We start from the raw sequence: 23,393 nt of genomic DNA on the forward strand, positions 1-23,393 counted from the left end.
GGCTGCGGGCGATTGCGCGCCAAAGCGCGATCGCCCGCAGTTTCATGTGTCAGGCGGCGGGGCGGCGCGCGTAGACGCCGAAAGCCGCAATGACCGCATAGCAGAGCGCCGGCAGCAGCAGCGCCGTTGCCAGACTGCCCGTAATATCGGCGAGCGCGCCGGTCGCGAGCGGCACGACCGCGCCGCCGAAGATCGCAACATTGATGATCCCCGACCCGTCCGCGGCGCGCGACCCCAGCTTTTCCGACGCAAGGCTAAAGATCGTCGGGAACATGATCGCATTCATCAGGCCGATGGCGAGCAGGCTGTAGCCCGAAACGACCCCGGCCGTGTTGGTCGAAATCAGGATCAGCGCGATCGCGCCCACCGCGACACCGGCAAGCAGCTTGCCGGGGCTCACGACGCGCATCAGGCCCGACCCGATAAACCGGCCGATCATCGCGCCGCCCCAATAGAGCCCGATCAGCTTGCCCGCGGCCTGCTCGGCAAGCCCCATGACGCCCGGTTGCATCAGATAATTGACGATCAGCGAGCCGATCGACACTTCGGCGCCGACATAGAGGAAGATGCACAGCGCACCGAAGCCGAAGCGCGGGCGCTTCAAAAGGTCGAAACCGGCCAGACCGGCGCTCGCTTCATGCTTTTCGCCCTGCAGCCGGTTGCGGAACATCCACACCGCGCCCGCCACGACCAGCAGCGCGACCGCGATGCCGAGATAGCCGTGGACGATCGCCTGGCTTTCTGCGGTGCGATAGGCATCAAGCTCGGCGCCCGACAGATCCTCCGCCTTCATCGTCGCGAGGCTGCCAAGGATCAGCACCGAGCCCGCGATCGGGAAGATCGTCGTGCCGAGCGAGTTGAATGCCTGCGCGAAGGTCAGGCGGCTGTGCGCCGTTTCGGGCTTGCCGAGCAGCGAGATCAGCGGGTTGGCGACGACCTGCACGATCACCACGCCGCTCGCGAGCACGAACAATGCGAAGAGGAACAGGCCATAGACCGCATTTTGCGATGCCGGGATAAACAGCAGGCAGCCGACCATCATCGTCAGCAAACCCGCAACCGCACCGCGCATATAGCCGATCTTCTTGACGAGCTTCGCACCCGGGATACCGATCACCAGATAGGCGGTGAAGAAGCAGAACTGCACCAGCATTGCCTGCGTGTAGTTGAGCGTGAACAGTTCCTTGAGCTTTGGAATGATCACGTCGTTGAGGCTGGTGATGCCGCCAAAAATAAAGAACAGCCCCATGACGAAGAGCCGCAATTCGGGCGCATCGACATGCGCCCCCTGCCCCTCGCCGGCGCGCGCGTCGCCGCTCGATGTCATATCCGGCGCCAATGCCATATTTCTCTCCCCTTGCCTTGTTTCAGGCCGATCCGGATATCGGTCTCGTCATTTTGCCGCAGGCGGGCAAGGCAGATTTTCGCCGACCGCCTCGACATTCGTATTCAGCAGCGTCGCGGCGAACCCCTTGTCGCTCGCGATTGAGGCGGCATAGTCGACCTGTCGCAGATTGGCGCCCGCGTCGGCGAAGCAGCGCAGCGGCACCTTGATCGTCGCAACCTGTCCCTTGGGCGCCGCCTTGACCAGCGCCGAGATGTCGAACGCCTTGCCGCCGAGCGCGAGGCTGACCGGCGCGCTGCCGATCGCATCGATCCGCCAGTCGACGCGCAGCGCGAAACTGTTGTTGAGCTGGCGCGACAGGTCGGCATAGGGGCCGGTCAATTCGAGTGTCGCCGGGCCGCTCCAGATGAAGGACTTGCCATCCTCCTGCGCGCGCACGTCGACCGAGCGCGCCGCGATCATGCCGCCGGGGCTCGCGATCGGCGCGGATTCGACCGGGCGTTTGCCGCCCGCGTCGGTGATCGAAAGCACCCACGGCGCCCGCGCGCGGCCGCCCGAGAAGAAATTCTCGACGTTCAGCGCCGCCGCGATGTCGACGCCCAACTCCTCCGAAAGCTGCGGAACCGTCGTGCTCGCACCATATTTCAGACCATATCCGACCGGGAACTGCGGCTTTTCGACCGGCGAGCGCGCATCCGACGGCCAGGCGAAGGGCAGCGTTCCGGTGAAGGCGCGCGGCGTTTTGCCATCCTTGCCCGCGACGAGCACATCGGCGACGCCGACACCCTGCGATCCTGGCAGCCAGCCCGCGACGAACGCGTCGGCAGCGTTGATCTCCGGATTGGTGAACATCGGGCGCCCCGACAGGAACAGAGCGACCACCGGGATACCCGCGGCCTTCAGCTTCTTGAGCGTCGCAAGGTCGGTCGCCTCGGTCGGCTGATAGTCGAGCGTCGCGACATCGCCCTGAAATTCGGCATAGGGTGCCTCGCCGAACACGACGATCGCGACGTCGGGTTTTTCCTTGTACACGCCGCCATCGGACAAGGTCGCGACACCGCCCGCATCGCGCACCGACTTGTTCAGCGCCTCCCAGATCGTCTGACCGTTCGGGAAATCGTCGTGGGTGACATCGGTCCCCTGCCAACTGATCGTCCAGCCGCCCGACTGGATAGCCATGCTGTCGGCCGCGGGGCCGGTGACGAGGACGCGTGCGCCGGGCTTGATCGGCAGCACGCTGCCATTATTCTTGAGCAGGACGAGCGACTTCGCGACCGCTTCGCGCGCGACCGCAAGATGGTCCGGCGAGCCCACTGGCTTGACGATGCTGCGATCGACATGCCCCTCGGGGAACAGGCCGAGCTTGTACTTCACGCGCAGGATACGGCGCACCGCATCGTCGAGCCGCGCCGCCGATATGGTGCCGTCCTTCGCATGTTTCAGCGTGCTCTCGTACAGCCCCTTCCAGCTGTCGGGCGCCATGAACATATCCAGCCCGGCATTGATCGATTGCGCGCAATCGGTGACGCTGCATCCCGCAACCTGTCCGTGCCCGTTCCAGTCGCCGACAACAAAGCCCTCAAAGCCCATTTTCTGCTTGAGGGCGTCGGTCAGCAGCCCCTTGTTGCCGTGGTGCTTGATGCCCTGCCAGCTCGAAAAGCTGGCCATCACGGTCAGCGCGCCCGCATCGATCGCGGCGGGATAGCCCATCGCGTGTTTCGCAATCAGTTCCTTTTCGTCGATCCTGGCATCGCCCTGATCCTTGCCCTCGAACGTCCCGCCATCGGCAAGGAAATGCTTCGCCGTCGCAGCGACATGCTGCGGACCAACGGTCTTGCCCGCGACCAGCCGCCCCTGCAGCCCGATCACCATCGCCTTGGCATATTCGGCGATCAGCTTGGGATCGGCGGCATAGCCTTCATAGCTGCGGCCCCAGCGCAGATCCTGCGGCACCGCCAGGGTCGGGGCAAAGGTCCATTCAATCCCGCTCCCGGCGATTTCGGCGGCCGTCACGGCGCCGATGCGCTGGATCAGCTCGGGATCGCGCGCGGCGCCAAGGCCGATATTGTGCGGGAACAGCGTCGCGCCGGGGATATTATTGTGGCCGTGGACGGCATCGACGCCGAAGATGATCGGGATCGCGACGCCGTTCGCCTGCGGGCGCAGCGACACCGCGCGAAATTCGCCGACCAGCTTCGCCCAGTCCGCCGCGCTCGATCGCTCGTTGCCGTTCGGGCCGCTGTTGCCGCCCGCAAGGATCGAACCGAGCGGATAGGTTTCCAGATCCTTGGGCGTAATCGTGCTGATATCGCCCTGAACCAGCTGGCCGACCTTTTGCTCGATCGTCATCTTTTTGATCAAGGCATCGATCCGCGCCTCGGTCTTGGGATCGGAGATCGCAGCAGGGCTTTTGGCGGCCGGCCATAGCTCGGGATGAACCGCGGCGGCATCGGCTCCGGTGGTTTCGGGTGCCGCCATCGCGGTTCCCGCCAAAAGCAGCGCAGTCGCCATGACCATTGCCTGTCGGCGCATCGTCTCTCCCATCATCCTAATGTGCATCGCTCTAATGCGCAGCACTTAATGTGAACGTTATCAAGATTCCGTTTCGCACAGCGACCGAGTGAAATCAAGCGCGCTGTTTTCAGTTTATGTCAGCGCCGCCGCGGCATCGTCGCGAGCAACAGCACCGCGATGGCAGAGAGCGCGGCGAGTAACAGGAAAAGCGCGTCGAAACCAAAGCCTGGGACGAGCGAGATCGTCAGCCAGGGCATGATCAACGACGGCATCGTGTTGGTGAGGTTGAAGATGCCAAGGTCGCGCCCGCGCCGGTCGGACCGCGGCAGGATGCGGAGCGTCTGGCCGCTATGAAGCGACAGGAACACCGCCGACGCGATTCCAAAGACGAGGTAGCTCGCCTTGGCCGCGTCGAGCCCGCTCGCCAGCGCCATCCCGACCATCCCAAGGCTCGAGATCGCCGCCGCAGCAACCAGCGGCACAAAGGGCCGGTCGTTGCGGTCGGCCCAGCGGCCGCCCGCCAACGCGATCGGGATCGCGATCGTCAGCGCCATGCCGAACAATCGCGCCTTTTCATTGTCGTGCATCGTGGGATCGATCGAACGGAACCAGAAATAGAGATAGGCGAACAGCGCCGCCTCGGCGATCTGGACGAGCAGGCGCGCAAACCACATCCGCACCGCCGGACCCGTTGGACGTCGCAGCCGATCGCCAGGTGCTTGCGCCGACGGCGGCGCGGTGAGTTCCGGGAAGGCGCGCGGACGGCCGAGCAACAACACAGGCAGAACCGCGCCCGCCACCAGCAGCGCGATGACCATCAGCCGCTGTTCCGCCGACACCAGCCCCGGCCAGGTTACAAGCCATCCCGACCAGCCGCCGAGTGCTGGCGAAAAGGCGAGCAGCCCGCCGAGCAGCCCTTTCTGTTCGTCGGGAACACAATCGCCCGCCCATGCCGCGAGCGGTCCGAGCATCATGTTGAGTGTGAGCTGCCAAGCGATGATGATCGCAACCAGCGACCAGATATCATGCGCCAGCGGAACAACCAGCAGCAAGGCGATCGTCAGGACCAGCCCGGTCGATATCCATCCCCGCCGGTTGCCGGTGCGATCGCTGAACCAGCCGAAAATGATGCCGCCCGCGCTCGCCGCAATCGCGCCGAGAAAGGTGACATATCCAAGCATCTGTACGTCGGCCGCACCCGCCAGTTGGGTCATCCGCCCGGGCAGCCAGAGGGTCAGGAAGGGAACATAGGCGATCGCCCCGCCCGCCGATGCGAGCGCATAAAGCAGCAGAAAGGAAGAAGATTGGCGGCGCGGACCTTCGGTGTCAGCCATGAACGGCGACAGGCGGCGCTGCGGTCGACCCGCGCGCGACAAGGCCGCCCTGTACGCGTGTCGGCTCGGTCGGGCGCGGGGCCCCGCGCTGCGCCGCGATGATCAGTTCGACCGCGCGCGACGCGGTCTCGGCGACCGGCTGGTCGACCGCGGTCAGCGCGGGCTGGGTAAAGCGGACGACCGGCGTGTTGTCGAAGCTGACGATCGACAATCGCCCCGGAACGTCGAGCCCCATGTCCCGCGCCACTTCAAGCGTCGCAAGCGCCATCTGGTCGCTGCTCGCGATGATTGCCGTCGGAGGATTGCCGCCGCGCAGCAACTTCTGCGCGGCAAGGGTTCCCGACGCGAAGGTGAAATCGCCCTCGACAAGCAATCCGTCGGTGGCAAGGCCTGCGGCCTCCATCTCGCCCTGCCAGCCGTCGATGCGCCAGCGGCTGAGGCTATATTCGGGCGATCCCGCGACGAAGCCGATGCGCTGGTGCCCCAGATCGATCAGGTGCCGGGTCGCGCGCCGCGCCGAGCCTTCATCATCCATCGTCAGCGCAATCCCCGCTGCGCCGCCGCGCGATCCGATCCGCGCGAACGGAATCTTCTGCTGGTCGAGCAGGCCGACGATCAGCGGATTGTCCGAATGCGGCGGGGTCAGGATCACCCCGTCGGGCTGGAGCGCCGCGATCGCCGCGCGCAATTCGCGTTCGACATGGTCGTTGTGCGTGTCGACCAGTTCGAAGATCATTCGATAGCCATATTCGGCGCATTTCAGCATCCCGCCGAGCAGCATCTGGTCGACCCAGTCGACCCCCTGTCGTCCGCGCCAGTCGGCGATCGTGCGTTCGCGATCGTTGATCGCGAGGATCAGGTAGGATCGCGATCCGCTCATCCGCTGCGCCGCGATCGAAGGGACATAGCCAAGCTTGTCGATCGACGCCTGGACACGCTCCTTCATCTCGGGCCGGACATTGGGCTCGTTGTTGATGACGCGGCTCACCGTCTGCAGCGACACGCCCGCGTCGGCTGCAACATGCTTGATCGTAACCGACTGACGCCGACGCCCCATTATATTCCTTGGCCCCCTGTCTTTCCGCCATCGCTAATGACATCGCGGCGACATTGCCAGCCGCGAACCCGTTCCGCTTCCATAATTTGCCGATATTCCCGGCGCGCGATGATCATGCCGCCTTCGGCTCCTCGGCACCGCAATAACGCGCGACATAGGCGTGATGCTCGGGCAGGGTCGCGACCGTCTGCGCGATATTGTCGCGGATCGACTGGAACAGTCGTTCGACCTCATCGTCGCGCAGCTTGTCCGCGATGGGGTGATAGGATTGCGGTTCGATCCCCTGCCCCATCATCACCTGCACCCAGCTGTTCTCGGCAAATAATTCCTCATATTTCCGGAAAACGCGCCCGGTCTCCCGGAACAGCTCGATCTTCTGCTGCAGCGAGTCCGGAACCGGCATGTTCGCAACATGGCGCCAGAACGGGCTGTCGCGGCGGTTCGTGACCTTATAGTGCAAGACGACGAAGTCGCGGATCTGTTCGATATCGGTCCGCTGCTGGTCGTTGAACTCCTGCGCATCGCGCTCGCTGACGCGGCCGTTCGGCATCAGGCGGATAAAACGCAGCACCGCGCGCTGGATCAGATGCACCGTCGTCGCCTCGAGCGGCTCGACAAAGCCGCCGGCCAGTCCGACGGCGACGCAGTTGCGGAACCATTGCTTGCGCCGAACCCCGCCCTTGAACTTGATGTCGAACGGCTCGATCAGCGGCTCGCCGACGCTGCCCATCAGCCGGTCATAGGCGGCGTCGCGCGACAGATAGCCGCTAGAATAGACGATGCCCGCGCCCATGCGGTGCTGGAGCGGAATGCGCCACTGCCACCCCGCATCATGCGCGATCGCCTGTGTATAGGGCTGCGGCGGCCCCAGATGCTTCGACTGCACCGCGATCGCGCTGTCGTTGGGCAGCCAGTGGCTCCAGTCCTCGAACCCCGCGTGCAGCGCGCCGTCGATCAGCAGGCCGCGAAAGCCGGTGCAGTCGACGAACATGTCGCCCTCGATACGGCGGTCGCCGTCGAGATGCAGCGCGGCGATATCGCCCGTCTCGCCATCAAGTTCGACGCGCGCGATCTTGCCCTCGACGCGCTTGCATCCGTCGGCCTCCGCCAGCTTGCGCAGATAGCGGCCATAGAGCGTCGCATCGACATGATAGGCGTAATTCATCCGCTCTTCGGGAAGATGCGCGAACTTTCCTTGCATCCCCGCGACCAGCTCGAGGCAATAGTCACTGTACGGCTGCTGATGCCCGCGCTCGCGTGCGTTGAGCCAGAAATGCTGGAAGCCCGCCGACCAGTGATCCTTGCCCGACAGGCCAAAGCTGTGGAAATAGCTGTCGCCGTCGTGTTTCCAGTTATCGAACAATATGCCGAGCTTGAAGGTCGCCTGCGTCGCGCGCATGAATTCGGGTTCGGGAATGCCGAGGATGCGGTTGAAATTGACGAGCGGCGGGATGGTCGACTCGCCGACGCCGATCGTGCCGATCTGTTCGGACTCGACCAGCGTCAGGTCGACCGTCTTTCCCATCGTGCGCGCGATCGCCGACGCCATCATCCAGCCCGCGGTGCCGCCGCCCGCGATCACGATGCGCTGGACCGGTTTCTTGTCGCTCATTTACTCAAAGCCCTCAGCAAAAAGGCGCGCAGCCGTCCCGCCGTCTCGGATGTGAGCGGGGCCAGGATGCTGCGCGCGGTTTCGGGAATATGGTCGGTGATACTGGCATCATTGTCGAAAACATAATGGTCGAACTGCTCGCGCCAGATCGCCTTGTCTTCGGGCGGCAGGTCGCGGATCGCAAGGATCGCGTGGTTGAGCGCCGCCTGCGGCTGGCCGAGCCACGCCGGCGTCCGGCGCCACCAGTAATTGACGAGGACGTTGAAAGCTTCGAGCCCCTCGACATGGTGCCACCACATCGACGGAATGAAGATCGCATCCCCGGGTTCGAGCAGGACCGTCCGCGCCTCGGCCATCGCATCGACGAAGCGCGGGTGCGCGGCAAGGTCGGGCGCGTCGAAATCGACCATGCTGACGACGCGGCCCGCGGGCGTGTTGTCGATCGGCCCCAGATAGAGGTTGCGAAACGCACTCGGCGGAAACAGCGTGAAGCGCCGCCGACCGACCGCGCAGCAGGCGAGATTGTCAGGGAAATCATTGTGTGCCGCGATCTTGGTGCGCGTCCCGATCCAGATGCTTTTCATCGGATCGCGGTCACCGAGATCGACCCGGTTGGCCTCGTCGAGCCCGTCGAAATGCGAGGGAATGTCGATCGACGCGAGGTAGACGGTGCGGTTCTCGCCGCGTTCCTCGGCGGTATCGATGCCGCTGAAGATGTCGGCGAGCTTGCCCGTACCGATCCGGAAATTCATTTCCATTTCGGCATCGTAGAACAGGCGTCCGTCATGCCCCGGTGGGCCGATCGACACCTTGAACGGCCGTTCGCGGGCATGATCGAGCAGGTATCGCCGCGCCGCGCGCGCCGAGCGCTTGCCGGCATCGACAAGCGGCCAGTCGGAAACGAGGCCGCGCAGGACAAAGGGCTCGCGCGCGCCTTTCAGCAACGCGTCGAGCCCTGCCCCCTTATCCCATTCGCGCTCGGCCACGGGCGCGAGGCGATCGTATATGCCGGGGTCGCGTTCAGCCACCGGCCAGCCTGCGGTTCTTCCGCGCAACGAGCACCGACAGTTGCGACAGCGAGGCGAGCGCCATGAACATCGGCATCAGATGCCCCGCTGCGTGCAGCGTGCCCAGCGCCTCGCCGTCCAGCGCGCGCAGTTTCGCCTCGTCGATGATGTGGAAACCGACCAGCGAATGAAGCGAGCCATCGTCGAGCGTCACCTCGAGGCTGAACGGTTCGAGCAGATCATAGGCGAGCAGTGCATCGTAGAAGGCCTTGCTCTCGCGATAGCCTTCGTCGAGGTCGCCGAGCCGTTCGGCGATGTCTTCCAGATAGGGTGTCATGGCGCCGTCGGCGTCGAACAGGCGCATCCCCTCGCCGCCTGCGGCGATACGCGGGTGGTCCATGTCGATATGGACCTGCCCCGGCCCCTCGCCGTTCGCGGCGCGACCGATCAGGAACGGCTGGATCGCCACCGACAGCGGACGATAGCGCGCGTCCCAGCGATCCCCGTCGAGGAACAGATTCTCGCGGTTCTGGAAACCGAACATCGCCAGCGCCGAAAAGTCGTCGTGTCCGGTTTCGCGGCGGAACAGGATCGGAAAATGCGCCTGCACGCGGCGGAACTCGCTCGGCACCGTTAGCGTCGCCATGATGTCGTCGCCCAGCTCCGCGCCCGCGTCGGTCCGGATGCGCAACTCGCGGTGGGTCTTGTTGTCGAGCACGGCGTGACGGGTCATCGGGTTCCTTCTACTTGCCTGGCCGCGGCGAGGTCGGCCGCAAGCGCATCGAGATAAAGACGGTTCGTTGGCAATCCGGCGGCGAGCGTGCGGGCACGCTGCCGCATCTCGGCGAGCGCTGCCTGCGCGCGCTCGCTGGCGGGCCAACCGGCGGGCGCCGGAAAGCCCATGCCATAGAGAATATATTGATGACTCTGCGCCGAGAAAATCTCGTCGACATAGGGAAAGTCCGACAGCGAGGGCGGCTGGTCGCGCCACAGTGTCAGCAGATCGGCCAGGTGTGGCGGGATATGCCCGGGGTCGCGATGCGCGCGCCAATAGGGTTCTTCGCGTCGGCTCAACACATAATGGAGCTTCAGAAATTCGATGATGCGATCCCAGCGGTAGCGGAACAGCTTGTTGAAGCGGCCGGAATGAATATCCATCGCGGCGCGATCAGCCGGGAAATTATCGGTCAGCGCGCGCAACGACAATTCGATCAGGACGATCGCCGAGGCTTCGAGCGGTTCGACGAAGCCGGCCGCAAGGCCTATCGAAATGCAATTCTTTTCCCAAAAACGCGCACGGTGGCCGGTGCGGAAGCTGATATGCTTGAACGGTGCCCCAAACGCACCTTCTTCGGGCACCGCCCCGGGCAATTCGCGCGCGATATAGTTGCGCAGGATCGCCTCCGCGCGCTCGGCGTCCATAAAGCGGCTCGAATAGACGCAGCCGATGCCGCGACGCGACGGCAAACCGATATCCCAGATCCAGCCCGCTTCATGTGCGGTGGCGATCGTCTGCGATGCGATGGGGCTGCCCGGGGGTACCGGAACCTGCGATGCGATTGCACGGTCGTTGAAGGCGTGGGCGCTCCGATCGATCCACTCGACGCCCAGTTCGCCATCGATCAGCAGGCCCTTGAAACCCGTGCAGTCGATGAAGAGGTCGCCCTCGACCTCGCGGCCGCTGCCCGTAGTCAGCGCGGCGATGTCGCCATTATCAGCCCGCCGGGCACCTGTGACATGATCGAGGATATGGGTGATACCCAGATTCTTCGTCGCGTGCGCCGACAGCAGCGCCGCGAATTTTTCCGCCGCAAAATGATAGGCATAATTGGCGGCACCCTGATAGCCGGGCATCGTCCGCTGCCGCGGCGCCAGATGAAGGTTGCAGACCGCGGCCTGCGCGCTCATCGCCGCCGCAAACGGCTGGTCGGGGGCCGACGCCTGCCAAGCCGCAAGCAGTTCACCCGTCGGAACCGCAGGCGGGGTGGTGAAGGGATGAAGGTAACTGTCGCCCGCCGAGCCGTCGACCCATCCATCGAAGCGCGAAGCCTGCTTGAACGCCCCGTCGCACGCGGCTAGGAAATCCGCTTCGTCCAGCCCGATCGTCGCCAGCGTCGTGCGCATCGTCGGCCAGGTCCCCTCGCCGACGCCGACGATGGGAACGTCGGGTGCCTCGACCAGCGTGATCGACAGCGGCGCGGCCTTCGCGCGGCGCGAACTCGCGATCAGCGACGCCGCCAGCCATCCGGCGGTGCCGCCGCCCACGATGACAACCCTCTCGACCTTGTTAGTCATTGCCGTCGATCCTAGGCCAAGCTGGCGCCGTCGTCACGCAAAAGAGCCGCGCCCGGGAAAGACGCGACCCTTTTGCCTGCGACCCGGCGGAAGTGGCTCATCCGCCTTAGAAGCTGAACCTGACCCCCGCCGCATAGCGCGCGAAGCCCGGCGACACGAAGGTCACATTATTGGGATGACGCAGATGCTTGCGCTGTCCTTCTCCGGTCAGGTTGATCGCCTCGACAAAGGCGGTCAGCCCAGGGATGAACTCATAGCTCGCGCTGGCGTCGATCTGCCAATAAGCCTCTGTGTAGGTGGGGTTGGGCCCCGTCCCCGACAGGAACTTGTCGCGCCAGTTCCACGCTACGCGCGCCTGAAGCGGTCCCTTGTCATAGAAGGCCACGGCGTTGGCCGTATCGCTAAGCCCGACCAGTGCGAATTGCGCCACCGTCGACGGTAGTGCATTATCGTACGTCGCATCGCCATTGACGATCGTATAGTTCAGGATCACGCCGAAGCCCGTATCCCAGAAGCTATGCTGGAGCGCGAACTCCCAACCGTTGAGCGACGCGGTCTGGTCGCTGTTCACCGGCGTCGTGATCTCGAAATTGACCAGCGGATCGCCGGGCGCGGCGTTGATGATATTGCCCGTGACCGTGCCCGGGAAATTGGTGATGATATATTGGCGGATCTGCGCAACGGTCGCGTTCGGGCCGAGCGCCGCCACCGCAGCGTTCCAGCGCGGCCCTTCGACGGGCGTCGTCAGTCCGAACGCGCTGCTGTCGATGCGCGTCGAGGATATGAAGTTGCTCACATCCTTATGGAAATAGCCCGCGGAAATATAGCTGTCGCGCGCGTAATACCATTCCGCCGACAGGTCGATATTCTTCGACTTGTACGGGATCAGGCCGGGATTCCCCTGTGCGCCCCCGCCCCCGCCGACGCGGAACAGCGTGTCGATCGTCCGTCCGCCCTGCATCAGGTCATAGCTCGGACGCGCAATCGTGTGGCTGTACGACGCGCGCAGCTTCACATCCTGCATCGGCGAGATGTCGAAATCGATCGCGGGCAGCCAATTGTCGTAGGAGCCCTTGAAGCGCGTGAAATCGCTGTCGCCCGAAAAGACGACATTGAATTCATTGTCGCCCACCCAGGTCGTGGTGACGGGAACCGGCACCAGCGCCGACGAGGCGATGTCGGTCGTTTCATATCGGATACCCGCGACAAGATGCGCCGGATTCTCGAACAGGTCGAACACTGTCGCGACCTGCAGATAGGGCGCCAGCGTCTTTTCGGAGATGCGCCGGTCGGTATTGAAATTCGCAAGGCAGGTGCCGGGCTGCGCCGACCCCGTCGCCGGGTTGCTGCAAGTCTGGAAATTCTGTTCGACCAGATCCGCCATCCGCGCGAAATCGAAGCTGTAGAAGCTCTGGATCATGCCCGGCTGCGCAAGGCCCGGGAATTTGTCCGGCAGGGTGACCAGCGTGAAGATGTCGTCCGGAATGCTCGATGCCGGGCCCGCGCCGCTCCACGTATCGTCGTTCTGGATCGTACCGAACGCCGATCGCACCTTGCTGTCGACGAAGGACACACCGAAATCGATGCTGTCGAGGAAGCCGCCGTCATGGTCATATTGACCGCGCAGCTGCACCTGGTTGATCCGGTTCCGGAATATGGCGTTGCGGAAGGCGTTGCCGGTGGGGGTGATCAGCGCCGTGTTCAGCGGATCGATACCGGGGTACATTCCATAGGAAATGACCGGCATGTCGTTTTCGAAATTGATCGTCTGGTTCTGGACGCCGAATACGGCATTGCCCAGCGACATGCTCGACCCGAAGCGATTGACGGGATTCACCGCCGCCGTCGAGTGATGGCCGTCGAGTTCGAAAGTGACGCCGCCGGGCCCGTTCCATTCCAGATTGACGCCGAGCGATTTATTCTCTGCGCGGTTTTCGGTCAGCGCCCCGCTATAGGACAGATCCTTGCCGCCATAGAGCGCGTTCGGCCCGGGGACGCCGGTGGGCGCCGCGAAGCGTTCGGTGTAGAACAGCGGCCCGGCAACCGGGCCATCGGTCCATGCACTCGACGTATCTTCATGGTTGAACCACACGCCGACGTTGCTGTTCCGCGTTTCGACGGTGTTGCGCGCATAGGTGTAATCGATCGTCGCGGTAAACGCGTCGCTCGGGCGGAATTGCAAAACCGCCTGCCCGTTGATGCGCTCGCGATTGATGTCGTTGAGATCGTAGGACGCATTCTGCGGCACCTGATAGACGTCGGTCGGATCGGGCCGGTTGGTGATGTTCGCCGCGCGGGGCGTTCCCGGCTGCGCCAGCGAACCCCAATTGTTCTCGCTGCCCAGATAGCCGTCGCGCCAGCCGACATTGGCCGTGTTTTCGCTCGATTTGCGCTTCTGATACGACCCGGTGATCAGGATACCGATCGTATCATTCGCAAAGGTCGTGCTCAGAATGCCCGACACTTCGGGCGTGATCGGATTGCCTTCGTTGCGCGACGAGTCATAGACGCCCTTGACCGAAAGGCTGCCACGCAGCCCCGGCTTGTCGAGCGGACGCGGCGTGCGAAGGTTGATGACCGAACCGATGCCGCCCGATTCCATCGTGACGCGGCCGCTCTTATATACCTCGACCCCGGCGACGCCTTCCGACGCGATATTGTCGAAGTCGAACGAGCGCGATGACGGGGCATTGTCGCCGCCGCCGATGAGCGCGGTCGGCATCTGGCGACCGTTGAGCGTCACCAGGTTGAATTCGGGACCGAAGCCGCGGACGGTGACAAGCGAGCCTTCGCCATTCGAACGGTCGATCGACACGCCCGTGATGCGCTGCAGCGATTCGGCGAGGTTGGTGTCGGGGAATTTGCCGATGTCTTCGGCCGAGATCGCGTCGACGACACCCTGCGCCTCGCGCTTGATATCGGCCGATGCGGCAAGGCTGGCGCGGATACCCGTCACGACGATCTCGTCGCCGCCCGCTTCGCCGTCTACCGGCGCCTCCTGCGCGACCGCAACCTGCGCCATGCCCATCATGGACAGCGCCGAAGTCCCGGCCAGAAATTTGGCAAGCCACTGCTTTTGAGACGCCCGCATCCCCGTTTCTCCCAGATCAACCGCTCTTTTACCGGCGGCATTCGCTTAATGTGAACGTTATCTAAATGGGAACGTTATCATTGTCAACGCACCGACCGTGACATTTGGGTCACAATATTGCAGCATTTTGCGCAGCAAACGTATGCAGCGAACGTGCGAAGAAACGGGATCAGCGGCTCCAGCGCGCAAAGATCGCTGTCGGGAGCAACAATCCCCGCGCTTCTTCGCGCACCGCAAGCTCGCCGCATTCGACCGTGCCGGGCAAATCGGCGAAAAGCTGCGCGAGCAACTCGCCGATCGCAAGCGCCGACATGCGCACGGCGTAGACGGTCAGGAACAGCGCGCGGCTATCCGCATCGAGCAATTGCCGGCAGTCGGCAAGCAATGGCGCGAGGCCTTCCTCGATCTGCCAGCGCTCGCCGCCCGGTCCGCGTCCGAATTTCGGCGGATCGAGCAGGATCGCGTCATAGCGCTTCTCGCGCCGGACCTCGCGCGCGGTGAATTTGCCGGCATCGTCGAGAATCCAGCGGACCGGCTTGTCGGCCATGCCGGCAAGCGCCGCATTCTCGCGCGCCTGCCCTACCGACTTCTTCGACGCATCGACATGCGTTACCGATGCGCCCACCGCCGCAAGCGCCTGACTGCCGACGCCGGTATAGCCGAACAGGTTGAGGAAGGCAGGGTCGGCCTTGTCGGCGACCTGCGCGCGCAGCCAGTCCCAAACCGGCGCCATGTCGGGAAAGAAACCGAGATGACGAAAGGGCGTGCACTGGGCGGTGAACCGCGTTTCGCGCCAGCCAAGCGGCCAGCCCTCGGCAGGCACGGGCTTGTTATAATACCAGCGCCCGCCGCCATCGTCGTCCGAGGCCGGAATGAATTCGCCATCGGCGGCGTCCCATTCGCTTTGCGAAAGCGCGGGCGCCCACATCGCCTGCGGTTCGGGACGGATGAAGCGAAAGCGGCCATAGCGTTCGAGCTTGCGGCCATTGCCGCTGTCGACCAGCCCATAATCGTCCCACGCCTCGCCGACGAGCGTGACGAGGGGCGCAAGCTCAGCCACGCGCGGCTTCCGCGAGGACGAAGGCCTTTACCGCATCATAGTCGCCGGGCAGGCGCGTATAGCGTTCCTCGCGGTCGAACAGATTGCCCAGCCGCGCGGGTAGCGGCGGGCGCACGCCGGTCGCGCGCTCGACGGCTTCGCGGAACTTCGCCGGATGCGCGGTCGCGAGCGTGACCACGGGAATGTCGGCATCGATCTCAAGCGTGCGCGCCGCTGCAAGGCCGACCGCGCTGTGCGGATCGATGATCTGCCCGCCATGTTCCTGCGCCCAGCGCAACGCGAGCGCCATCGCATCGCCGTCGATGCTCGCACTCGAGAACAGCCCGCGTGCGCCGGCCAGCATATCGGCCGGGATCGACATCGCACGGTTCGTGTCGAACTCGCCCATCATGCCGGTGATCGCGGCGCCGTCGCGGCCCGCGAGGTCGAACAGCAGCCGCTCGAAATTGCTGCTGACTTGAATGTCCATGCTGGGGGTTGCGGTGGCGGTCACCGTCCCGGCGCTATAGTCGCCGCGCGTCAGCGCACGATGCAGGATGTCGTTGACGTTGGTCGCGACGACCAGCCTTGCGATCGGCAGCCCCATCTGCGCCGCGACATAGCCCGCGAACACGTCGCCGAAATTGCCCGTGGGGACGCTGAACGCCACCGGACGATCGGGACCGCCAAGCCGGACGGCAGCGTAGAAATAATAGACGACCTGCGCCATCAGCCGCGCCCAGTTGATGCTATTCACCGCCGACAGCGTGACCTGGCTGCGCGCCTCTTCGTCGCCGAACAGCCGCTTCACCATCGCCTGCGCGTCGTCGAAGCTGCCGTCGATCGCGATGTTGTGGACGTTGGGCGCCAGCACCGTCGTCATCTGGCGGCGCTGGACGTCGCTGACGCGGCCTTCGGGGTGGAGCATGAAGATCTGGATATGTTCGCGCCCCGCGACCGCCTCGATCGCCGCCGATCCGGTGTCGCCCGACGTCGCGCCGACGATCGTGATATCCGTGTCGCCGCCGCTCAGGAATTTCTCGAAAAGCTGGCCGAGCAATTGCAGCGCGACATCCTTGAACGCGAGCGTCGGACCGTGGAACAGTTCGAGCAGCCAGTGGCGATGATCGAGCTGGACCAGCGGCGTCACGGCGTCGTGGCTGAAGCGGCCATAAGCGGCGCGGCACAGCTCGCGCAGTTCATCCTCGGTCAGCACGCCCTCGACGAAGGGGCGCATGATGCGCACCGCGGTTTCGGCATAGTCGAGACCCGCGAGCGCGCGAATTTCATCGGCCGAAATCTGCGGCCATTTCGCCGGCACATAGAGGCCGCCATCGCTGGCAAGGCCGGCAAGCGTCGCGGCACGAAAGTCGAGGGTCGGCGCAGAGCCGCGGGTGCTGATATATTCCATGGCGGCCCAGCGCCTAGCGGGAGAGGCTCAAGGCCGCAAGCGGCGACGCACGGCCAATATATAGATGACGAGCGCCGCGGCCGCGAACAGGAACCACTGCCCCGCATAAGCGAGATGATTGTTCGGCGTATCGTCGGCCGACGGCACCGCGCTCGCACGCAGTCCCGCAACGGGCGCATCGGCGATCAGCATCGCGCGCGCAGGCATCGCCTTGCCCATCGCGCGTTCCATCACGGTCGGCTGCTCGGGCCCCGGGACGATCGTCCCCTGCACCGTTCCACCGCTCCATTCGGGCGGCGCGAAATCGTCGCCGATCCCGACATCGACGAGCACGCCCGGCCCTTCGGCGCCGGTCCGGCAGTCGGCGATCATCCGGATTCCCGATTTGCCCGAGCGGTCGGTGCCGCTGCGCGGATCCCAGCGCACGGGTTCGAGGCACACGACACTGCTCTTGCGATAGAGCATCGCATCGGGAACCGGCGGCAATTCGGGATAGGCGACGGTCGACGACATCGCCATATTCCGCTGGTAAAGCGCGATCAGCGCTTCCTTTTCGCTCTTGCGCTGAAGCTGCCACACACCAAGCGCGATCATCGCCGCAACCGCTGCGAGCACGAGGATCGTCGGGATTACCGGCCAGCGCCGCGCGGGCCGTGGGGCGGGTTCAGTCATTCTTGTCCACCTTGCGGCCTTCGGCGGCCTGGCGCTGATGTTCGCTCGCCAGCAGCGCGCCTTTGCCGACGCGCAGGCCATACACCACCGCAGCCGCCGTCAGCGGAACCCACAGGATGACATGCACCCACAGGGGCGGCCGCACCACGGCATCGAGCGTCAACGCAATCGCGATCAGCAACGCACCGATAATCAGCGTCAGAAAGGCCGCCGGGCCGTCACCGACATTATAGCGGCCATAATCGAGCCTGCAGTCCTTGCACGCCGCGTGAAACTTCACCGGCCCGTCGAACAGCGTCTTGCCGCCGCATTCGGGGCAGAGACCAAAAAGGGCAGCGCGCCAGACCGGCGGCTGCCCCTTTTGAATGTTGTCGCCAGCCGGCAATTTAGTGCGCGGCGACAGGTGCGCCCCAGCCGCCCCAGACATAGACGATGATGAAGAGGAACAGCCACACGACGTCGACGAAGTGCCAGTACCATGCCGCCGCTTCGAAGCCGAAGTGCTGCGTCGGGGTGAAGTGACCCTTGTAGGTGCGGACGAGGCAGACGATCAGGAAGATCGTGCCGACGAGCACGTGGAACCCGTGGAAGCCGGTCGCCATGTAGAAAGCCGAGCTGTAGTTGCTCTGCCCGAAGCCCCACGGCGCGTGCATATATTCATAGGCCTGGATCATCGAGAAGACCGCGCCGAGGATGATCGTCAGCCACAGGCCCTTCTTCAGGCCTTCGCGGTCGCCATGGATCAGCGAATGATGTGCCCAGGTGATCGTCGTGCCCGAGCAGAGCAGGATCAGCGTGTTGAGCAGCGGCAGCGAGAAGGGATCGATGACTTCGATGCCCTTCGGCGGCCACATGGTGATGGCGGCAGCGCCGTCCTGACCGAACAGCGAGGTCACCGCGCCTTCGGCATATTCGATCGGAACCGGGAAGAGCGAGAAATCGAACCAGGCCCAGAACCAGCCGACGAAGAACATGACTTCCGACGCGATGAACAGGATCATGCCATAGCGCAGGTGCAGCTGGACGACCGGCGTATGGTCGCCCGCATGCGCTTCGTTGATCACGTCCGACCACCAGCTGAAGAAGGTGGCGATGACGCCCATGAAGCCGAGGCCGAGAACCCATTTGCCGATGCCGCCGAAATGATCGGCGTGCATCGCCATCACCAGGCCAAAGAACATCACGCACGCAGCGACCGAGCCGATCAGCGGCCAGACGCTGGGATTTACGAGGTGGTAGTCATGATGTTTCGCACCGGACATGGCGTGTTTCCCGTTTTTAGCAGCCCCAGCATGATGATTCCCCATCACCTGCCGGTCTTGTTAGACTCTTGTTCGCGGCCTTAGCTCGCCTTTTTACCCTCGTCTACTGGATCGGAGGGGTGGAAGGTGTAGCTGAGGGTGATTTCCTGCACGTCGCGCGCGTCGGGGTCGTCCATGATCTTCGGATCGACGAAGAACAACACCGGCATGCGCATCTGCTGCCCCGGCTCCAGCCGTTGCTGGGTGAAGCAGAAGCACTGGATCTTGGTAAAATATTTGCCCGCCTGATCGGGCGTGACGTTGAAACTGGCGGTCCCGACGACGGGATGCGCCGAATTATTTTCGGCAATGAAGATCGCCATGTCGCGCGCACCGATGCTGACCGTATCGCGCGGATGCTCGGGATAGAATTTCCACGGCAGGTTCGGAGAGACATTGGCGTCGAAGCGGACCGAGATCGTGTGCGACAAGATCTGCGGTTCGGCCGCGGCAGCGACGGGATCATAGCGTTGCGTCGTCCCGCCAAAGCCGGTGACGCGGCAGAAAAGATCATAGAGCGGCACCGCTGCGAAGCCGAGGGCGGTCATCGCGAGCGCCATCAAGGCGGCAAGGCTTGCGGTCTTCGCGTTCGGGGACATGCGCCCGATCATGAGAAAATCTGCATCTTGGCGATCGTGATGAAGAAGAACAGGATCGCCAGTGCGCCGAGCATCCACGCCATCATGTTCGCGCGACTGCGCTGGCGACGCCGATATTCGGCTTCATCGAAAGGTTCGAGATTCGGTTCGTCGGTCATAGCGGCCACCAATGGTCGGCGACGACTGCGCCGAACAATATGAAAAGATAGGCGATCGAATAAGCGAACAGGCGCTTTTCGGGTTGCATCAAATCGCCCTCGCCCGTCGAGCGCGTTCCGACCTGGATCGAAAGCAGCACGAAGATCGCCGACAAGACGACCGCGGTCCAGCCATAGAGCGCACCGGTGTAGCCCAGCGGCCAGGGGGCAATCGCACCGATCGCCATGATGATGGCATAAAAGAGAATCTGGCGCCGCGTCGACTTCTCGCCTGCGACGACGGGCATCATCGGAATGCCCGCGGCGGCATAGTCCGAACGCACGAACAGCGCGAGCGCCCAGAAATGCGGCGGCGTCCAAAGGAAGATCAGCAGGAAGAGCAGCACCGGCAGCGGCGCGACCGAACCCGTCGCCGCGACCCAGCCGATCAGTGGCGGAAAGGCACCGGCGGCGCCGCCGATGACGATATTCTGCGGCGTCCGCGGCTTCAGCCACATCGTGTAGACGAAGACATAGAAAAGGATCGAAGCAAGCAGCAGCAAGGTCGCCTGCCAGTTCGACGCGAACAGCATCAGGAACAGCGAAAAAGCGGCGAGACCGACGCCGAACTGCAACGCCGTCTGCGGATCGAGGCGCCCGGCGGGAAGCGGCCGGCCCGCGGTCCGCTTCATCTTGGCGTCGATTCCGGCTTCATACCATTGGTTGAGCGCGCCCGAGGCCCCTGCCCCCAACGCGATCGCAAGGATCGACGAAAAGGCAAGAACAGGGGGAACGTATACTGGCGCGGCAAGCAGGCCGCACAGCGCGGTGAACACCACCAGCGACATGACGCGCGGCTTGGTCAGCGCGAACAAGTCGCGCCAATCGGCGGGAAGCGCCGTTTCGCCATGGGTCAGGCTCTGCGCCATAATTACTCCGGCCGGAAAGGCTAAGCCCCCTGCTGAATGTCAGCAGGGGGCAAAACCGATCAGGCGATAAAGCTTACGCGATCCGGGGCAGTTCGTTGAACTGGTGGAACGGCGGCGGGCTCGACAGCGTCCATTCGAGCGTCGTCGCGCCTTCGCCCCACGGATTGTCGGCGGCCTTCTTGCCGGCGAACAGCGAGTAAAGGACGTTCGCGAAGAAGAAGAGCATGCCGACGCCCATGATCACGTAACCGTAGGACGAGATCAGGTGCCAGTGCGCATAGGCTTCCGCATAGTCGGGATAACGGCGCGGCATGCCCTGCTGACCCAGGAAGTGCTGGGGGAAGAACATGACGTTCACGCCGATGAAGAAGATCCAGAAGTGCAGTTGACCCAGGGTTTCGCTGTACATCCGGCCCGACATCTTCGGGAACCAGTAATAGAAGCCGGCGAAGAGCGAGAATACCGCGCCCAGCGACAGCACATAGTGGAAGTGCGCGACGACATAATAGGTGTCGTGCAGGTTGGTGTCGACGCCGCCATTGGCGAGCACGACGCCGGTCACGCCGCCCACGGTGAACATGAAGATGAAGCCGAGCGACCAGACCATCGGGGTCTTGAAGCTCATCGAACCGCCCCACATGGTGGCGATCCAGCTGAAGATTTTGATGCCCGTCGGGACCGCGATCACCATCGTCGCCGCGGTGAAGTACATCTTCAGGTTCACGCTCATGCCGACCGTGAACATGTGGTGCGCCCACACGATGAAGCCGACGACACCGATCGCGACCATGGCGTAAGCCATGCCGAGATAGCCGAACACCGGCTTGCGGCTGAAGGTCGAGATGATCTGGCTGACGATGCCGAAGCCCGGCAGGATCATGATATACACTTCGGGGTGGCCGAAGAACCAGAAGAGATGCTGGTAGAGGACGGGATCGCCGCCGCCGGCCGCATCATAGAAGGTGGTACCGAAGTTGCGGTCGGTCAGCAGCATCGTGATCGCCGCGGCGAGAACCGGCAGCGCGAGCAGCAGGAGGAAGGCGGTAACCAGCACCGACCATACGAACAGCGGCATCTTGTGCAGGGTCATACCCGGCGCGCGCATGTTGAAGATGGTGGTGATGAAGTTGATCGCGCCGAGGATCGACGCCGCACCGGCAAGGTGGAGCGAGAAGATCGCCATATCGACCGCGGGGCCGACCGAACCGCTGGTCGACAGCGGAGCGTAGACCGTCCAGCCGGTGCCCGCGCCATTGCCGCTGCCGCCGGGGACGAACAGCGACCCCATCAGCATGACGAACGCAACTGCGGTCAGCCAGAAAGAGATGTTGTTCATGCGCGGGAACGCCATGTCGGGCGCGCCGATCATCAGCGGAACGAACCAGTTGCCGAAACCGCCGATCATGGCGGGCATGACCATGAAGAACACCATGATCAGGCCGTGCGCGGTGATCATCACGTTCCAGAAATGCTTGGCCGCGGTCAGATCCTGCGCGCCGCCGAGCGCCTGCGCCCAGCTGCCCAGATACTGGATGCCGGGATGCGCAAGCTCGAGACGCATCATGCCCGAAAGCGCGCCGCCAACGATGCCGGCGATGATCGCGAAGATCAGGTAGAGCGTACCGATGTCCTTGTGGTTCGTCGACATGAACCAGCGGACAAAGAAGCCGGGCGTGTCGTGATCATGGTCATGATCGTGCGCATGGTCGCGGCCGTGCGCGGGTGCAGTCGCTGCGATATCGGTCATCTGTCGGACCCCTTATTAATTCTTGGCGGCCGGTGCGGCGGCGGGCGCCGCTGCCGGTGCAGCTTCGGTCGTGGCAGCAGCCGGCGTGGCTGCGGGAGCCGCGGCAGGTGCGGCCGGAGCAGCGGCGGGCGCAGCTTCGGCGGCGACCGGACCGGCCGGATTACCGCCCTTCGAGCGGACCCAGGCTTCCCACTTGTCGACCGGAAGCACTTCGACGGCGATCGGCATATAGCCGTGATCGACGCCGCAGAGTTCCGAGCACTGACCGTAATAGACGCCGACCTTATTCGCGGTGAACGTCGTTTCGTTGGCACGGCCGGGGACCGCGTCCATCTTGGTCCAGAAGGCCGGAACCGCGAAGCTGTGGATCACGTCGGCGCCGGTGATGATCAGCTTCACCTGACGACCGACGGGGACGACCATGCGATTGTCGACCGCGAGATGATAGGGCTCACCGCGTGCGACGGCGTCCTTCTCGGGCAGGATCTTCGACACATATTCGCCGATTCCCTGGTCGGGATAGGCATAACCCCAATACCATTGGTAACCCGTGACCTTGATCGTCAGCGCATCCTTTTTCGGCGGCTCATATTGCTGGGCCAGCAGCCGGATCGAAGGCACCGCGATCACCGCGAGGATCAGCACCGGAATGGCGGTCCAGATGATTTCGATGAAGGTGTTGTGCGTCGTCTTCGACGGAACCGGGTTCGCCTTGGCGCGGAAACGGAACACAACCCAGAGCAGCAGGCCGAGGACGATCAGCGTGATCACCGTGATGACCGGAAGCAGGATCACATGGTTGAACCAGTAAGCCTGCTCGCCGACCGGGCTCACCTGCGGCTGGAAATCGATGCCCGCGTCGACCGGCTGACCGACCCCGGGGGTCGGCTTCATCGGGACATAAGTTGCATCGCCAGCCGGAGCCGCGGCGGTCGTCGTAGCCGGCGCCGCTGCCGGAGCAGCCGCTTCAGCGGCAGCCGGAGCCGGATTCGCCGGAGCCGTTGCGGCGGGTGCTTCGGCCGGAGCCGCAGCAGGTGCCTGCGCATGGCCGGCGCCCACCGCGCCGAGCGACAAAGCCGCCGCAATTACAAGGGTTTTCAAGCTCTTCATAAGGATAGTGCCGCCCGTTGCCTGTTGTTCTTATTGATGCCCCAGCCGGCCTTTCCCCACTGCTGGACACAGGTCCACGCAGCCATCGGACAGGCTGAATCTCGCGGGCGCTATAGACCCGCTTGCCGCTTGCCTCAAGCATCTCTAACACTATTTTGCGGCTGGATAATCTTCGCCGCTCAAACCCGCTCGC

19 protein-coding genes are annotated in these 23,393 nt (G+C 64.0%); all 19 read right to left on the minus strand.

From position 1 onward, the window contains the following. Nucleotides 1-49 precede the first annotated feature (49 nt). A complete protein-coding gene (locus BLW56_RS19530; RefSeq protein WP_256203712.1) occupies nucleotides 50-1,345 on the minus strand; it encodes a sugar MFS transporter in 1,296 nt (431 codons plus the stop codon). Nucleotides 1,346-1,393: 48 nt separating this feature from the next. Then, complete coding sequence (locus BLW56_RS19535) at nucleotides 1,394-3,877, minus strand: glycoside hydrolase family 3 protein (RefSeq protein WP_093513118.1); 2,484 nt, start codon at nucleotides 3,875-3,877, stop codon at nucleotides 1,394-1,396. A 119-nt stretch (nucleotides 3,878-3,996) separates the two neighbouring features. Beyond that, nucleotides 3,997-5,193: an MFS transporter gene (locus BLW56_RS19540; RefSeq protein WP_093512857.1), complete on the minus strand. Its 1,197-nt coding sequence runs from the start codon at nucleotides 5,191-5,193 to the stop codon at nucleotides 3,997-3,999. After that, a complete protein-coding gene (locus BLW56_RS19545) occupies nucleotides 5,186-6,250 on the minus strand; it encodes a LacI family DNA-binding transcriptional regulator (protein WP_093512860.1) in 1,065 nt (354 codons plus the stop codon). The genes BLW56_RS19540 and BLW56_RS19545 overlap by 8 nt, the downstream gene beginning before the upstream one ends. A gap of 112 nt (nucleotides 6,251-6,362) precedes the next feature. Further along, complete coding sequence (locus BLW56_RS19550) at nucleotides 6,363-7,862, minus strand: tryptophan halogenase family protein (RefSeq protein WP_093512862.1); 1,500 nt, start codon at nucleotides 7,860-7,862, stop codon at nucleotides 6,363-6,365. After that, nucleotides 7,859-8,890, minus strand: coding sequence for a cupin-like domain-containing protein (locus tag BLW56_RS19555; protein ID WP_093512864.1), 1,032 nt, complete (start codon nucleotides 8,888-8,890; stop codon nucleotides 7,859-7,861). The genes BLW56_RS19550 and BLW56_RS19555 overlap by 4 nt, the downstream gene beginning before the upstream one ends. Further along, on the minus strand, nucleotides 8,883-9,602 hold the full coding sequence (locus BLW56_RS19560; protein WP_093512866.1) for a SapC family protein: 720 nt from the start codon (nucleotides 9,600-9,602) through the stop codon (nucleotides 8,883-8,885). The genes BLW56_RS19555 and BLW56_RS19560 overlap by 8 nt, the downstream gene beginning before the upstream one ends. Continuing rightward, nucleotides 9,599-11,164: a tryptophan halogenase family protein gene (locus BLW56_RS19565; RefSeq protein WP_093512868.1), complete on the minus strand. Its 1,566-nt coding sequence runs from the start codon at nucleotides 11,162-11,164 to the stop codon at nucleotides 9,599-9,601. Before BLW56_RS19565 ends, BLW56_RS19560 begins: the two co-directional genes overlap by 4 nt. Before the next feature lie 106 nt (nucleotides 11,165-11,270). Beyond that, nucleotides 11,271-14,195, minus strand: coding sequence for a TonB-dependent receptor (locus BLW56_RS19570; RefSeq protein ID WP_256203713.1), 2,925 nt, complete (start codon nucleotides 14,193-14,195; stop codon nucleotides 11,271-11,273). A 229-nt stretch (nucleotides 14,196-14,424) separates the two neighbouring features. Next, nucleotides 14,425-15,315 carry a class I SAM-dependent methyltransferase gene (locus tag BLW56_RS19575; RefSeq protein ID WP_093512872.1) on the minus strand — a complete coding sequence of 297 codons (891 nt, stop codon included), beginning with the start codon at nucleotides 15,313-15,315 and terminating at the stop codon, nucleotides 14,425-14,427. Then, nucleotides 15,308-16,705 (minus strand): threonine synthase, encoded by a 1,398-nt coding sequence (gene thrC, locus BLW56_RS19580; RefSeq protein WP_093512874.1) that lies wholly within the window; start codon nucleotides 16,703-16,705, stop codon nucleotides 15,308-15,310. The genes BLW56_RS19575 and thrC overlap by 8 nt, the downstream gene beginning before the upstream one ends. A gap of 27 nt (nucleotides 16,706-16,732) precedes the next feature. Beyond that, nucleotides 16,733-17,377 carry an SURF1 family protein gene (locus BLW56_RS19585; protein ID WP_256203715.1) on the minus strand — a complete coding sequence of 215 codons (645 nt, stop codon included), beginning with the start codon at nucleotides 17,375-17,377 and terminating at the stop codon, nucleotides 16,733-16,735. After that, the gene (locus BLW56_RS19590) at nucleotides 17,370-17,804 is read right to left on the minus strand and encodes a DUF983 domain-containing protein (protein ID WP_093512876.1); all 435 of its coding nucleotides are present in this window, start codon (nucleotides 17,802-17,804) and stop codon (nucleotides 17,370-17,372) included. Before BLW56_RS19590 ends, BLW56_RS19585 begins: the two co-directional genes overlap by 8 nt. Then, the gene (locus BLW56_RS19595) at nucleotides 17,764-18,639 is read right to left on the minus strand and encodes a cytochrome c oxidase subunit 3 (RefSeq protein WP_093512878.1); all 876 of its coding nucleotides are present in this window, start codon (nucleotides 18,637-18,639) and stop codon (nucleotides 17,764-17,766) included. The genes BLW56_RS19590 and BLW56_RS19595 overlap by 41 nt, the downstream gene beginning before the upstream one ends. Before the next feature lie 80 nt (nucleotides 18,640-18,719). After that, the gene (locus tag BLW56_RS19600; protein ID WP_256203716.1) at nucleotides 18,720-19,277 is read right to left on the minus strand and encodes a cytochrome c oxidase assembly protein; all 558 of its coding nucleotides are present in this window, start codon (nucleotides 19,275-19,277) and stop codon (nucleotides 18,720-18,722) included. 8 nt (nucleotides 19,278-19,285) lie between these two features. Further along, complete coding sequence (locus BLW56_RS20715) at nucleotides 19,286-19,435, minus strand: hypothetical protein (protein ID WP_177176049.1); 150 nt, start codon at nucleotides 19,433-19,435, stop codon at nucleotides 19,286-19,288. After that, nucleotides 19,432-20,343, minus strand: a complete 912-nt coding sequence (locus tag BLW56_RS19605) for a heme o synthase (protein WP_093512882.1) — start codon at nucleotides 20,341-20,343, stop codon at nucleotides 19,432-19,434. The genes BLW56_RS20715 and BLW56_RS19605 overlap by 4 nt, the downstream gene beginning before the upstream one ends. A 73-nt stretch (nucleotides 20,344-20,416) precedes the next feature. Further along, nucleotides 20,417-22,090, minus strand: a complete 1,674-nt coding sequence (gene ctaD / locus BLW56_RS19610) for a cytochrome c oxidase subunit I (protein WP_093512884.1) — start codon at nucleotides 22,088-22,090, stop codon at nucleotides 20,417-20,419. A 15-nt stretch (nucleotides 22,091-22,105) separates the two neighbouring features. Continuing rightward, a complete protein-coding gene (gene coxB / locus BLW56_RS19615; protein WP_093512886.1) occupies nucleotides 22,106-23,200 on the minus strand; it encodes a cytochrome c oxidase subunit II in 1,095 nt (364 codons plus the stop codon). Between the last annotated feature and the right edge of the window lie 193 nt (nucleotides 23,201-23,393).

This window comes from Sphingopyxis sp. YR583 (assembly GCF_900108295.1).
In the GTDB taxonomy this organism is placed as follows: domain Bacteria; phylum Pseudomonadota; class Alphaproteobacteria; order Sphingomonadales; family Sphingomonadaceae; genus Sphingopyxis.

Bases quoted from the DNA above. Each gene is read 5' to 3' on its own strand.
- BLW56_RS19530 (WP_256203712.1), bottom strand. From the start codon at position 1,345: ATGGCATTGGCGCCGGATATGACATCGAGCGGCGACGCGCGCGCCGGC.
- BLW56_RS19535 (WP_093513118.1), bottom strand. From the start codon at position 3,877: ATGCGCCGACAGGCAATGGTCATGGCGACTGCGCTGCTTTTGGCGGGA.
- BLW56_RS19540 (WP_093512857.1), bottom strand. From the start codon at position 5,193: ATGGCTGACACCGAAGGTCCGCGCCGCCAATCTTCTTCCTTTCTGCTG.
- BLW56_RS19545 (WP_093512860.1), bottom strand. From the start codon at position 6,250: ATGGGGCGTCGGCGTCAGTCGGTTACGATCAAGCATGTTGCAGCCGAC.
- BLW56_RS19550 (WP_093512862.1), bottom strand. From the start codon at position 7,862: ATGAGCGACAAGAAACCGGTCCAGCGCATCGTGATCGCGGGCGGCGGC.
- BLW56_RS19560 (WP_093512866.1), bottom strand. From the start codon at position 9,602: ATGACCCGTCACGCCGTGCTCGACAACAAGACCCACCGCGAGTTGCGC.
- BLW56_RS19565 (WP_093512868.1), bottom strand. From the start codon at position 11,164: ATGACTAACAAGGTCGAGAGGGTTGTCATCGTGGGCGGCGGCACCGCC.
- BLW56_RS19570 (WP_256203713.1), bottom strand. From the start codon at position 14,195: ATGATGGGCATGGCGCAGGTTGCGGTCGCGCAGGAGGCGCCGGTAGAC.
- thrC (WP_093512874.1), bottom strand. From the start codon at position 16,705: ATGGAATATATCAGCACCCGCGGCTCTGCGCCGACCCTCGACTTTCGT.
- BLW56_RS19585 (WP_256203715.1), bottom strand. From the start codon at position 17,377: ATGACTGAACCCGCCCCACGGCCCGCGCGGCGCTGGCCGGTAATCCCG.
- BLW56_RS19590 (WP_093512876.1), bottom strand. From the start codon at position 17,804: ATGTCTGGGGCGGCTGGGGCGCACCTGTCGCCGCGCACTAAATTGCCG.
- BLW56_RS19595 (WP_093512878.1), bottom strand. From the start codon at position 18,639: ATGTCCGGTGCGAAACATCATGACTACCACCTCGTAAATCCCAGCGTC.
- BLW56_RS19600 (WP_256203716.1), bottom strand. From the start codon at position 19,277: ATGTCCCCGAACGCGAAGACCGCAAGCCTTGCCGCCTTGATGGCGCTC.
- BLW56_RS20715 (WP_177176049.1), bottom strand. From the start codon at position 19,435: ATGACCGACGAACCGAATCTCGAACCTTTCGATGAAGCCGAATATCGG.
- BLW56_RS19605 (WP_093512882.1), bottom strand. From the start codon at position 20,343: ATGGCGCAGAGCCTGACCCATGGCGAAACGGCGCTTCCCGCCGATTGG.
- ctaD (WP_093512884.1), bottom strand. From the start codon at position 22,090: ATGACCGATATCGCAGCGACTGCACCCGCGCACGGCCGCGACCATGCG.
- coxB (WP_093512886.1), bottom strand. From the start codon at position 23,200: ATGAAGAGCTTGAAAACCCTTGTAATTGCGGCGGCTTTGTCGCTCGGC.